13 protein-coding genes are annotated in these 13,305 nt (G+C 37.9%); 9 read left to right on the forward strand and 4 right to left on the reverse strand.

The window, feature by feature from the left end; all coding sequences use genetic code 11:
* Nucleotides 1-44 precede the first annotated feature (44 nt).
* Together ACP8HG_RS04575 and ACP8HG_RS04580 are read left to right on the forward strand one after the other, a co-directional pair.
* A complete protein-coding gene (locus ACP8HG_RS04575) occupies nt 45-1,202 on the forward strand; it encodes a DUF2515 family protein (RefSeq protein ID WP_187047571.1) in 1,158 nt (385 codons plus the stop codon).
* A 7-nt stretch (nt 1,203-1,209) separates the two neighbouring features.
* Entirely contained in the window at nt 1,210-1,602 is a 393-nt protein-coding gene (locus tag ACP8HG_RS04580; RefSeq protein WP_438298263.1) for a CBO0543 family protein, read from the forward strand.
* Nucleotides 1,603-2,163: 561 nt separating this feature from the next.
* On the opposite strand, the gene ACP8HG_RS04585 is transcribed toward ACP8HG_RS04580, so the two are convergent.
* On the reverse strand, nt 2,164-2,379 hold the full coding sequence (locus ACP8HG_RS04585; protein WP_354313172.1) for a BclA C-terminal domain-containing protein: 216 nt from the start codon (nt 2,377-2,379) through the stop codon (nt 2,164-2,166).
* 277 nt (nt 2,380-2,656) lie between these two features.
* On the opposite strand from ACP8HG_RS04585, the gene ACP8HG_RS04590 reads away from it, so the two are divergent.
* From ACP8HG_RS04590 to sspL, 6 genes are all read left to right on the forward strand, one after another.
* Nucleotides 2,657-4,447: a prolyl oligopeptidase family serine peptidase gene (locus tag ACP8HG_RS04590; RefSeq protein WP_438298264.1), complete on the forward strand. Its 1,791-nt coding sequence runs from the start codon at nt 2,657-2,659 to the stop codon at nt 4,445-4,447.
* Between the two features lie 569 nt (nt 4,448-5,016).
* Nucleotides 5,017-5,376 carry a DUF378 domain-containing protein gene (locus tag ACP8HG_RS04595; RefSeq protein WP_438298265.1) on the forward strand — a complete coding sequence of 120 codons (360 nt, stop codon included), beginning with the start codon at nt 5,017-5,019 and terminating at the stop codon, nt 5,374-5,376.
* 398 nt (nt 5,377-5,774) lie between these two features.
* On the forward strand, nt 5,775-6,014 hold the full coding sequence (locus tag ACP8HG_RS04600; RefSeq protein WP_156476005.1) for a hypothetical protein: 240 nt from the start codon (nt 5,775-5,777) through the stop codon (nt 6,012-6,014).
* 230 nt (nt 6,015-6,244) lie between these two features.
* Nucleotides 6,245-7,699: an alanine/glycine:cation symporter family protein gene (locus tag ACP8HG_RS04605; RefSeq protein WP_438298266.1), complete on the forward strand. Its 1,455-nt coding sequence runs from the start codon at nt 6,245-6,247 to the stop codon at nt 7,697-7,699.
* 315 nt (nt 7,700-8,014) lie between these two features.
* A complete protein-coding gene (locus ACP8HG_RS04610; RefSeq protein WP_338652540.1) occupies nt 8,015-8,710 on the forward strand; it encodes a pseudouridine synthase in 696 nt (231 codons plus the stop codon).
* A gap of 109 nt (nt 8,711-8,819) precedes the next feature.
* Complete coding sequence (sspL, locus tag ACP8HG_RS04615) at nt 8,820-8,972, forward strand: small, acid-soluble spore protein L (RefSeq protein ID WP_067208623.1); 153 nt, start codon at nt 8,820-8,822, stop codon at nt 8,970-8,972.
* Nucleotides 8,973-9,074: 102 nt separating this feature from the next.
* On the opposite strand, the gene ACP8HG_RS04620 is transcribed toward sspL, so the two are convergent.
* The 3 genes from ACP8HG_RS04620 to ACP8HG_RS04630 all read right to left on the reverse strand — a co-directional run bounded on the left by ACP8HG_RS04620 (nt 9,075) and on the right by ACP8HG_RS04630 (nt 12,588).
* Nucleotides 9,075-10,445 carry an amino acid permease gene (locus ACP8HG_RS04620; protein WP_067208625.1) on the reverse strand — a complete coding sequence of 457 codons (1,371 nt, stop codon included), beginning with the start codon at nt 10,443-10,445 and terminating at the stop codon, nt 9,075-9,077.
* Between the two features lie 356 nt (nt 10,446-10,801).
* Nucleotides 10,802-11,494 (reverse strand): YjjG family noncanonical pyrimidine nucleotidase, encoded by a 693-nt coding sequence (locus ACP8HG_RS04625; protein WP_067208628.1) that lies wholly within the window; start codon nt 11,492-11,494, stop codon nt 10,802-10,804.
* Nucleotides 11,495-11,646: 152 nt separating this feature from the next.
* Nucleotides 11,647-12,588 (reverse strand): urea transporter, encoded by a 942-nt coding sequence (locus tag ACP8HG_RS04630; protein WP_067208631.1) that lies wholly within the window; start codon nt 12,586-12,588, stop codon nt 11,647-11,649.
* 187 nt (nt 12,589-12,775) lie between these two features.
* Between ACP8HG_RS04630 and ACP8HG_RS04635 the strand changes: the two genes are divergently transcribed.
* Nucleotides 12,776-13,177, forward strand: coding sequence for a hypothetical protein (locus ACP8HG_RS04635; RefSeq protein WP_438298267.1), 402 nt, complete (start codon nt 12,776-12,778; stop codon nt 13,175-13,177).
* Nucleotides 13,178-13,305 lie beyond the last annotated feature (128 nt).

Raw genomic sequence — 13,305 nt, forward strand, 5'->3', positions numbered from 1 at the left:
TCATAATCCTAAAGGAGGAATGATTTTTAGTAGGGGGGCGGCCCGTGTTTAATTTATTAAGAAAAATAGGGGGAAAACAACAACTTCCGGAAAGTTTACTATTAATTAAAGCTGATTTGAAGAAGTATAACTCTGTTCCTATTCTGGAGGAACAGCACTTATCTTGGGGGGATCAGCAACTTCTTCAACTGATTCGTTTAAAAACGAAACAGTTGAACCTGAATAATGTGACGAGAACAAAAGCTTACCTCGATTTCTATATTTTTCGGCCAGAAATTCACTGGGCATTCCTAGGACATATGGTTTCGAGAAATGGCGGATGGAATATGACGGATTTAAAAGGAGAGTTCCTTTCTAGACTTATGAATGAAAAAACAAAACAAGATTTCTATTCATTCTTGGAACGTGGGAACTGGCTTATATTCCAAGATGTATATCCGCAGTTCTTATTATATGAAGAAAGTCTATTTCAAAGTCGAAATTTGTTTTATTTGTTGCCTTACTTAAATGTTTCTGCTTTTATGGAAGTGATTTGGAATCGTTTCTGGGAGGAAAGTGATTCCTATACGCTTGCGATTGCACTCATAATTAATGAACAAAATTACTTGGAGAACAGAATCGTGCGAAATTCCTTCTATCAAAGAAAGGTTTTTCAGACGTTCGAATTCGTACTCCAGGATCTGCTTTCATTCAATCAAATTTTGTTTCCCTTTACTGACAGTGGAAAGTCAACTGAAAAGGCACCTCTTACGGGATTAACGCTTCATCAATTTGGATCGCTACATGAACGTATTATGCTCGGAAAGGATTTGTATCGATTACTATTTCATGAGGCAGACCTATTAGAAAAAGTTTATCGCTGGGCAACTACCCACCCACATACTGGTTCGCGTAAGGACTATTGGCCGGATGTTTTTAATGATGTGTTCGAAGGGGTGCCAGGATTGGCTATTACGAGGAGGTTAAAGTCTTGTGCGCTAAGAAAAGGAGCGCTTAGGTTGTATAGCCCGCGGCTTGAATATGTGTGGGAAAACATCCCTCATCACGAAGCGGAAACTGGAGATTGGTTCGAGCATTGGCGTGTTGTTGATTACTTAGTAGAAGTAAAAGAACCGATTAATGGAAAGGTGATGGGTGAATACTGTGAAACACTTGAAAGGCTTGAACTCGCCGCTATCGCGAAAACGGCTATCTTCACGTAATGCATTCTTGTATTTGCCATCTATTTTAGTGGCTTCTTTACTGGGTACCTATTTAGATTTGTATTTTGTTGGAAAACAATTATATGAGTTCCCGGTTCGCCCTTTCCCAGATGTATTTCCGATTAATATTGTATTTACATTAATCATCCTACCTATGTTAATAGGGCTATATCTTTATTTGGTAGATAAAATGTCAAAATGGAGTAGGCTGATTTTTACTTTTTTTCTTAGCGCACTCGTTCCATTCATTGAGAAAAAGTCAATGCAATTAGGTTTTTTTTATCATGAGAATCAATGGAACCATATCTATTCGTTCATAGGTTATTTCCTATTTCTGTTGCTGATTTGGAAGATTTTTGAATGGGTGAAATCAGAAGTTAGACTATATATGTTGACATAAAGAATTCTCTCAACAATGCCCGCGCTAGGGGATGCCTCTCGCAATAAGCCAGACAGAAAACCGCTGTCAGTCTTATTGCTTCGGCTACCCCTATGAGGCGCCTTCGCTGGACATTATATAGAATCATTAGTGCAACATATATAGGTCTGTATATGCTGAAGAATCATGGAGAGGAACTTATTTATTCTAGAGCCTAGATTATGGCGGTTAGTCTGGTGTCACCGCTATAGGAATAACGAAAGAAAAAATGACCGGAGATGAAAGTCAAGGAGTTAGTTGCTAAACGAAGTACAATTGAAGCTTTCGGTAATTTTTTTCAAGCGATAGGGAACACAGCACTATTCAACAATGAGCTACTTAAAAAAGCAGTGATTGTCGGTAATAAGCGATAATCACTGCTTTTTTATTTTGAAATTCAACTTATGGGTATCTGGACTAAGTATGATTTAAAGTATATTGAATTACATGAGTACCTTTTTTTACGTGTGTATGACAAGGGGAAAATCAATTATAAATATAACTTGATGCAGCAGCTACAGCGAAGCGAGGGAAACAATTGAATCAGGAAATACCATTTAGCATCAGTCTAGCGCCGGCAAGTAGTGAGACGGTTGTAGTAACTTGATACGTCTGATGATAGTGGTCGGTACCATGAATGGTGAAAATAGTGTTAGCACCATTCATGGAAGAACCATCTAGACATTGGTTGGTGGGGGGGAACGCTGGTACACCAAGCAATACTAAAATAGTACCCCCGATTGTATAGGAGACACCTATAAGAGGTAGAGGTCAAAGTTGTCACCGTAGGCTATGGTGGACTATTAGTTCCGTTAGAATATACAGTTGCCAAAAAATGCACCTATAATAATCATTTCTACTTTTTATGTCCTTTCTCTATTGAATTTTTTTGGCACAGCTTGCTTATGTGTGTAATAAAAAATAAGTCATTACCACTCTCAAAAAGCGGAATCCTTGTGTTATTCTATTTTATCTGATAAATGGTATACTAATAGGAAGAAATGAAATTGCTTTACTACCATTTAGGGGGTTCATAATGATTAATTTTCCGAAACCAACAGTCGAGCAATTTTTCCGTACGTATACGATTACAAACTTTGCAGTAAGTAGCGATGAAAAGCGATTAGTGTTTAACGCTAATTTAAATGGCAAAATGAATTTGTGGGCGATGGATTTGCCGGACACTTATCCATATCTGTTTGCTCATAGGGATGAATCATGTAATTTTATAAAATTCGATCCAGAGAACCGGTATGTGTTAGCGGGATTTGATAAGGATGGAGATGAGAATTATCAAATTTATGCGATACCGAACGAAGGTGGATTGCCGCATCCACTTATTACAGGAGATGCATCTGAAAAGTATTATTTTAGCCATCTGAGTGCAGACGGAAAGTGCGTGTACTATGAGACATCAAAAGAGAATCCATCTTTTTTGAACACGCGGATTCGTAATTTGGAAACAGGAGAGGATAGACTGCTGAATGTCGGAGAAGTATCAACTACCGAACTAGCTGCAGTATCCGAGAATGAAGAATCATTTGTTTATTTACGAGCATTTGCCAATACATATATCGTTGGCTTTGTAAAGATGGGGGTAGAGACCTTCAACATTACACCGGACCCAGAGAAGGTCCATGTTGCCATGGAACCAGTTTTCACAGATAATGAAACAATTTACTTTGCAACGGATTACGACAGCGACGAAATGTATTTGGCTAAGTTCGATTTGACATCCAAAGAGTTTTCCAAAGTCCTAGCCTTTGATGGGGAAAGTATTCAATCGGTTAAATGGGATAAGGACAACAAAGCGTTCTATCTTATCACTGTCAAAGGTGTTACAGATATTTTATATCGGTATGACGTTGCCACCGACAAAGTTGAAGAATGCTCGTTGCCTGTTGATATCATAGAACAAATACAAGTGGCGAAATCGGGAAATCTTTATATATTAGGACGCAGTGCAACCGTACCACATAATGTCTATCAATCGTCTAACGGTGTAGAGTGGAAGCAATTGACGAACAATCGTGTCTTGGGATTAAGTCCAGAGGATATGGTGGAGCCAGACATTGTTTCCTATACAAGCTTTGATGGGATGGAAATCGAGGCTTTATTGTTCAAAGCGAAGCCCGAAAATGATAACGGTTATACGATTTTCTGGCCACATGGTGGACCGCAATCAGCTGAGCGGAAAATGTTCCGTTCGATGTTCCAATGCTTCATTAATAGAGGCTATACAATTTTTGCGCCGAACTTCCGTGGAAGTACAGGATATGGATCGGCATTCACAAAGCTAGTTGAGCTGGATTGGGGCGAGGGACCAAGACTTGACTGTATCGCTGGAATCGAGTGGTTGTTTGAAAGTGGGTTTACAGACCGAAATAAGCTGTTCCTTGTCGGCGGTAGCTATGGCGGATACATGGCACTATTATTGCATGGGCGACATTCAGACTATTTCAGAGCAGTTGTTGATATTTTCGGGCCGTCTGATTTATTTACCTTCATCAACTCTGTTCCACCACACTGGAAGCCGATAATGGAACGATGGCTTGGGGATCCCGAGCGCGATAAAGAACGTTTCATCAAAGACTCACCTGTTACTTACTTAGACGGCATGGTAAAGCCTATGCTTGTCATTCAAGGAGCAAAAGATCCACGAGTCGTCAAAGAAGAGTCTGACCAAATCGTTGCAAAATTAAAAGAAAAGGGCCGTGATGTCGAGTATCTCGTTTTGGAAGATGAAGGACATGGGTTCTCGAAAAAAGAGAATGAAATTAAAGTATATAGTTTGATGCTGGCATTTTTGGAAAAGCATCAGGCGTAGATTATTAATTCAATACGAATAGCCGCTTTGAGAGATGGAACTCCCAATCTTAAAGTGGCTATTTTTTTCATTATTCCGTGGCACACGGCGTTGAAATTTAACCTAGACAAACACTAATGTATTGATTCACACACAAATTAGTAAATCGATAGGAGGTCGTTCTATGGACATAAGAACAAGCACTTGGCCCAAAGGCGTAGTTTACAAGAACTATTGAAAAGTAATATTTCCTGTCATACCAATAATTGCATGATTGGATTCAGTCAATGCTAAGCATTCACATCCTCCCGTTAGACCTGCTTAATAGGTATCGAAAATTAAAATAACGTGATTAGTCTTTAGATTTTCACGAATTATAATTTAATGTATTAAAACACTCTATTGGCAGAAGATAAGAACAAGTCTTAGCGATTTACGGATGAATTGTTTTTATTGTGACCATTCCTGAAGGTATCATCCAGACAGCACTCGGGAAAGATCTTACGATGAGAAAAAAGAATATTTCATTAGTGATTGCGGCGGCGATTAGTTTATAAAACGGAATAGTAATATGGAGGAGGTGTTAATTCATGAGAGCGATACAACGGATTGCTTTGGCATTAGTAATTATTGGTGCTATTAACTGGGGTTTAATTGGGATTTTTAAATTTGATTTAGTAGCATCAATATTTGGTGGGCAAGAGGCATTTTTGTCAAGGGTGATTTATGTTCTTGTTGGTCTAAGTGGACTGGTTTGCTTAGGGATTTTGTTTAAACCAATGGAAGAAGTAGTTGAGGATACAAATCATCGCAACTTTAACAATCTCAACTACGACACAGAATTCGGGGAGGAGACAGACTTTTCAAAAGAACAGGTATCAGTCGAAAAGAAATTTGTTGAAAATAATATTAAGGGTAAGAGTAAAGGTTCTTCAAAAAAGAAGAAATAATGGAAACAGAGTGAAGTTGCGATATTATTGGAAATATCCCTGTCTATGTCAACAGAACATAGACAGGGATATTTATTTGGGGAAAAGTATCTGATACAAATACAAATTGGTATTTCATCCGAACTAGGAGCCAGAAATTCCGGATACCGATAAGTAATTGATATCGGGAAATTTTTAAACCTTTATATGTTTGCATCAATTTTACGATTAAGAAAGCTACGTCAAAGGAAGCGCTATATAAAGTCGATATTGAGGATGCATTGACGAATTCAAATTTTGCTTAATCAAATCGGCCGAGGTGATTTTTTATAATCAGTGCGATGAATACCAATCCTGAATCGTCATTTTCTGTTTAATAATGAAAGGCGAATTGAAACAGATACTGGCTATGATTATGTATGAGACAATCTCGAATTTACGTCCATTACTTTTACTTGGCAATCGGTTTGAATTCAGATTTGGCGAGCGAAGAGCGGACCTCGAATAATGCCATTCCATTTATTATTCGAGGTCCTCTGAAAAAATACAGAGTAATTGCAGCCGAGAATTTCACCCTTTCTATGTATTACAATGCCCAATTGAACAAGCAAAGAATGATGATCTATCGCTCTGAACAGTTACGTTCATTTTCAAAATAACTAAAAGGCTATGCAGAAACTACAGTTGCATATTAATAATTAGAGTATCAGGTATGTAAGTGAATGTCTGGTATCTTTTGTATGTTTATATGGATATGTGAGTTGATAGTAATTTCGCATAAAGAAAATGCCTTACTAAAAACCGAATAGAACTCGTCTACAAACTGAAATTCTATCATATAATCAGAAGGTATTGTCTGGAAATTTAAAAAAGGGTGGAGGGGTGTTTAATGGAGGATTTTGTAAATGGACTGAATAACATTTTATGGAGTACCCCAGTCATTTATATTTTACTTGGGGTCGGTTTATTATTTTCTGTATTGACGCGTTTTTTGCAGGTGAGGCACATTAAAGAGATGGTTACATTGATGTTTCAGGGGAAAAGTTCAAATGCTGGTATTTCCTCCTTCCAGGCGTTATCAATTGCACTTTCCGGGCGGGTTGGGACAGGTAATATTGCGGGTGTGGCAACGGCAATTTATTACGGAGGACCAGGAGCTGTCTTTTGGATGTGGGCAATCGCTTTCATTGGGGCCTCAAGTGCCTTTGTTGAATCCACACTAGCACAAATATACAAAGTGAAACAAGATGGACAATATCGCGGTGGTCCAGCTTATTTTATTGAGAAAGGAATAGGATGGAAGTGGTTTGGAACTCTATTTGCAATTGCTGCTCTAATTGCGATGGCAGTCCTCATGCCAGGTGTCCAATCCAATTCAATTGCCGTTGGGATGAATAATGCATTTAGTATTCCCCAATGGGGAACAGGGCTTGTAATTGTAGCTATCTTAGGTTTCATCATTTTAGGTGGAGTCAAGCGAATTGCGAACGTTGCACAGATTATCGTTCCATTCATGGCATTGGGGTATATGCTGGTTGCACTCGTAATTATTGTAATGAATATCAATCTATTACCTGAAGTCTTTGCATTGATTTTTAAAAGTGCTTTTGCCATAGATTCCGCTTTTGGCGGTATCATTGGTATGGCGATTATGTGGGGCGTGAAGAGGGGAATATTTTCAAACGAAGCAGGACAGGGAACTGGAGCTCATGCGGCCGCGGCGGCAGAAGTATCCCATCCAGTCAAACAAGGTTTGGTTCAGTCTTTTTCCGTCTACATTGACACATTGTTCGTCTGTTCAGCGACAGCATTTATGATCCTGTTTACGGGAATGTATAACACACAGGCAGAGGATGGAACATATATCGTCAATAATATCCCTGGTGTAGAACAGGGCCCAGGATATACACAGGCAGCAGTTGACAGTGCTCTTCCTGGTTTTGGAGCAGGCTTTGTAGCCATTGCGCTATTTTTCTTCGCTTTTACAACAATCATGGCCTATTATTATATTGCAGAAACAAACATAGCTTATTTAATACGAAAAAAGAACACGAAAATGGCCATGCTCATATTGAAAATCGTCATTCTAATCATGACTTTTTGGGGAACAATCAGAACGGCAGAGTTGGCCTGGGCACTTGGAGATGCGGGTTTAGGTATTATGGTATGGCTGAATGTCATTGCGATTTTACTACTGTCCAAACCAGCGCTACTTGCCTTGAAAGATTATGAAAGTCAGAAGAAATTAGGGCTTGATCCTGTTTTTGATCCCAAGAAGCTGGGCATAAAAAATGCTGATTTTTGGGAAGAGGATTATAAGCAGGATTCCGATGATCGTTTATGAACCTAAATTTAATAACATAGTATGTATTTGGTATTTAAAATCATACAAAAGAGAATGGAATCGGATTCTAACATAATTCAGAATTAGGTTCCGGAAATATAGTTAAAATCAGCCATTTATGTGAATGGCTGATTTATTTTTGTGTTTTTATTCTTTTAAATGAAATTGTTAGTCATTTACTGTCATGAGACGGTCCTTATATATGTGGGCGAATACGGTAAATTTAGTGTGGTAAAATAGGGTAAGCAATGATCTGTGGAGTTGAACGGAATCAAGAGCAAACAGATTGTTTACGATGTAAATGGAGGAAACAATATGAGGCTGAATCAATTTATTAGTTCATCGGGGCTTTGTTCCAGGCGAAAGGTCGATGTGTTGATAAAAGAGGGGAAAGTGACTGTGAATGGGAATCAGATTTCACTAGGACATGTGATTTGTGAAGGGGACCGGGTAGAAGTGGATGGGCAACTTATCAAAGCGAAAGAAAATGATATTTATCTTATGCTCAATAAACCAACGGGTGTGACGTGCACCTCGGCGAGCCGAATTGAAGGGAATATTATCGATTTCGTCAATTACCCGGAAAGGATTTTTCCTGTTGGACGTCTAGATAAGCAGTCTGAAGGGTTAATTCTTCTGACGAATGATGGCAGCATTGTAAACGAGCTTTTACTGGAAGAAAATAATAATGAAAAAGACTATATGGTCACAGTTGATAAAAAAATAACGGCGGCGTTTATAGATGAAATGGCTAAAGGCGTGGAAATTTATAATCCTAGAAAAAAGGGGAATGTACTAACAAAGCCGTGTAAAGTCATTCAAATAGATGATAATTGCTTTAGAATCACCTTGTCACAAGGATTGAACCGACAAATTAGAAGAATGTGTAGACGGTTTCAAATTAATGTCACTCGTTTACAACGTGTGAGGATTAAAAAACTCCCCCTTGGTACGTTAGCTCTTGGTGAATGGCGTCAATTATCGAAAGAAGAAGTAGCTGGGTTAAAATGAAAGGTTGTATGATTAAATGTATATTCACGGGAGTGTATATACAACATTTGGACATACTATAATTTGAACTAAAAAATTGTAGTATGTCTAAATGGAGGTGAAAGAACTAATGACGAAAAACAAAAATATCAATAGTGATCACAATAACGATAAAGGGAAGAAAGCCACTAGTGTAACGCCTCAAGGTTATGGAGATACTGAATTCGCTGAAGAGCCAAAAAGCAAACTGGAAGAAAGAGCTAAAAAGAAAAATACCAAATAGACTTTAGGTGTTCAACACATTGGTATGACCAGATAGAAAATGCCCTGTCTCGAAACAAGAGACAGGGCATTTTCATTTTTACTATAAAAGACTATTTACGAATCACAGGACTTGTATTTTGTTCCGTTGGTTCTTATTTTTTCGTATTTGATAAATAGCAATCAGCAAAATGAACCAAACAGGAGTAATGAACAAAGCAACACGTGTATCTTCTGCAAGTGCTAGTACGACAAGAACGAATGCAAGGAAAATAAGGATTAAGTAATTGGAAAATGGATGAAGTGGCATTTTAAACTTGTTCACTTTCGCAAGGTCTGGTCTAGTTTTACGGTATTTCAAATGACAGATGACAGTTATTCCCCAAATAAAGATGAAACACACTGTAGAAATACTTGTAATCAGTGTAAATACGCCTTCCGGCATCACATAGTTCAAAACAACAGCGATCAGAATAATAACGGTTGAAAAGAACAGTGCATTGGAAGGGACTTTGTTGGTAGTCAGTTTTGTAAATGGTACAGGTGCATTATTATCTTTAGCTAGCGAGTATATCATACGGCTTGTGCTGAAGACGGCGCTGTTACATGCCGAAGCTGCAGATGTTAGGACGACGAAATTAACGATACCAGCAGCTGCAGCGATACCGACTGCAACGAAGACTTGGACAAACGGGCTTTCCAGTGGATTGATAGCATTCCACGGATAAATACTCATAATAACAATCAGAGCACCGATATAGAATATTAAAATCCTAATAGGAATATTATTGATTGCTTTCGGGATAACTTTTTCCGGGTCTTCGGTTTCCCCTGCTGTCAGTCCTACAAGTTCAATGCCTACAAATGCAAATACAACCATCTGGAATGATAAGATAAAGCCATGAATGCCATTAGGGAACATACCACCGTGGCTCCATAGATTAGAGAAGCTGGATGGACCTGAATCGGTAGAAAAACCTTTTATAATCATGAAGATTCCGATAACAATGAGTCCAAGAATCGCGATGATTTTAATTAATGCAAACCAAAATTCCATTTCGCCAAAAAGTTTAACAGTTGCAAGATTCATAAATAGCAAAATGACAAGTGCAATTAATCCTGGCATCCACTGTGGCACTGTAGGGAACCAAAACTGGGTATACAGACCAACGGCAGTTAAGTCAGCCATTGCGATTGAAATCCAGCAGAACCAATAAGTCCAGCCTGTAACGAACGCAGCCATATTCCCCATATAGTCTTGTACAAAGTCAACAAAAGAGTTATATTCCAAATTGGTTAAGAGCAGTTCTCCAAGTGCGCGCATGATTAAAAAGCAAACTATGCCTGTAATCAAATAAGCAAATAAAATGGAGGGTCCTGCTAAATGAATCGACTTTCCGGCACCAAGGAATAATCCTGTTCCGATTGCTCCCCCAATGGCAATTAGTTGTACGTGCCTGTTTTTTAGGCCTCTTGCCAATTGTTGTTCCTGCATACGAATTTCCCACTCTCTACTAGTTATATGTCTTGTTTAAAATATCATACAATTGCAAATTAATACCCTAATGAAAGTTTAACATGTTTTCAGTTAACCGAACAATAGAGGGGTTAATAGTCATTATATTGCGATAAAAAAGTTTTATCCAAAACTATTCTAGGTGTCTGCAGTAATGCTTCTTTATTGTTTTATTTTGAACTTGAAACTACGCTTGATTCTGAAGAGGTTGGTATAGTGAATTGAAAGAACCAAATTCACCGGACTAGGCTAAAATAGGACATAAGTATAAAAAAGCGTATCGATTCAGCAACTTTTGCTGTCCAATACGCTTTTACAAGACATGATTTTCTGTTTCAATAAATGTTCCGGAAACCGAAATTGAATTCGTTCCAGTTCTGAATTTCATATGTAGGTTTAGCGGTAGTTGAGTTTTTCTTTTGTTGCGGATTGAACCAACAAGTATCGATACCAAAGTTATTTCCGCCTTGAATATCAGATGAAAGTGAATCCCCAATCATTAGGACACGGGACTTGTCTGTTAGTTGCAATTTATTGAATGTATACTCGAATATCTTTGACTGTGGTTTTTGGTAACCTGCCTCTTCAGATGTAATAATAGCTTCGAAAGAGTTTTTTAAGACTGATCCACCGATTCGAGCTAACTGAACATCTTTAAATCCGTTCGTCAATATCGCCAATCTGGAACCTTTAAGGCTACTCAGCATTTCTGTCACACCGTCAATAAGATGAACTTCTTTACCCAAGTTATCAAGATAAGTTTGCCCAAAAACTTCCGCATTCATATCGAGGCCGTGTTGCATGAACAATCGCTTAAACCTTTCTGTTTTTAACTCCATCAGTGTGATATGCGCTTGTTCCAAATCATCCCATAGCAACTTGCTGATTGCGTTGTAACTATCCCTATAGTCCTTCAACCCATTCGGAAAGCCGTTTGATTCGAAAGAGTGAGTGAACGCCCGTTTTTCTGTTTCGCCAAAATCAAACAATGTATCGTCTAAATCAAATAAAAATACATCATATATCATAAAAATTTCATCCTTTACAAATTAAAATTTTCTATTGGATGATAGTATAACATGGTTTACACTTTTAACATCAGCAATAATTGGCACACAGAACTAGTTCCATTCATTAAAAAAGTGCGACTGCAGAACTAGCTCATCTGCACGCGCACTTTTTAGATTTTCGGAAATAACTTTCTTGCTGCTATAAATAACCAAGTACATAAGATGAAAGGGAACGTTAGCGCAGGCAGACCAAGTGGATCGAGAAGGAACTCCAATCCTGCAGTAATTGGAACTGTCAAGGTGGCAGCTACTATTCCAGTCAGCGGCGTTTTTTCTGGTTTATTATCAAATACGAGACTGACGGCTATGATTGTCAAAACAGCGTTGTAATTATATAAACCTAAATTCAATGATTGCGCATCTACACCCATAAAATAAGCAGCAAGCCAGGATACAAACGTACCGATAATTGCATAAACTCCAAATCGCCAACCTGCCAAGAAAAGCCCTACAAGAATTAGGGAGCCTGTCAAAAGAGAGTCAATGATGAAAACTTCACCAATTCCTTTTATCAATCCAACTAATAAAGTTGGCGTTCCCTCAGTTTGTAAATTCCAACGCGCGGGGGAGCTGATGACGAAACCAGGATCCATGTGAAGCACGTCGGTCCTGTAAGTAACAAGTAGCCCAATCCAAGTAATAAAAACGAACGGCACTGTTAGTATAGGGATTCCCCATTTAGCAATCCATTTCGTTAGTATAGCCATTGATAAAGCAGCAATTGCAGCGGCAATCAGTGCAATCAGCCAGCGATTTCCCCCAGTTAAAAAAAGAACTGCCGCCATTCCACTTAGAACGGAATTAAAACTGTAAATTCCAGCCCGAATCAGCGAATGATCTCCACCGCAATACTGCGCGGTTAGGGTTCCTATTATAGAAGAAAGAAAAGCCATTAGACCAAGAAATGGTGAATGAAGCGTAATCCCCATTAGTATTAAAAACCCTGAAAAAGCATTATCAACTAAAATAACTTGCGAAAAGCCTTTTAATGACGCTGAAATAAGAATTATAAACTTATTAAGAAGTGTGGGATTTGAATTAATTTGCCGCATTTGGACATCTCCTGTTTATTATTTGCGTTAAAGAGTTCATAATTAGTTGTCCAATGAGCGCAAAAAATAGTGATATAAAGTACCTTTTAAATACTATTTAAGTATAGTACCACGAAAAGGGCTTTACTTATACAAAAAAAAGTGTAAAATGTTAATTTGTAAATAAAAACTCATTTAGGAGTGTCCAATGAAATTATCAGAAAAAAATGTTCTGATTGCCACAGGCGTATTGTTTGTAATTGTTGTCGCCATGTTGAACCTTGGTAATAATGAGACTGCTAAGCAACTTGAGAATCAGTCTAATATAGAAATTTCTTCATCATCCTATAATGTGAATGATGGAAAATTAACATTGGGATTCGAGAAACCGACTAAAGAATTTGAATTAGCACGTATAACGATAATTGATCAGAACAGTAATTCGTTTAACGGAGAGCCTACGAAGCAGAAAAATTATATACTAATTGATGCCTATATCCCTGAATTAACTAAAGGGGATTTATTAAATATAGTAATCGAAGAAACTATTTCAACAAAGGAATTAAAGATCGAGTACAAGATTCCTAAAAATATAAGTATCACGATTTAATTATAAGTTGAAGACATTCGAGGGCTTTTAGGTGCAATATCCTTGTCTTCATTATAAGATTGAAAAACCTGTGACTGATTGTTTCCGAATATGGAGCAATCAGTTTTTAGTTGTCCAAATATAGGTCT

Origin of the sequence: Sporosarcina sp. FA15, from assembly GCF_051550195.1 — a bacterium.
GTDB classification, from domain to species: Bacteria; Bacillota; Bacilli; order Bacillales_A; family Planococcaceae; genus Sporosarcina; species Sporosarcina psychrophila.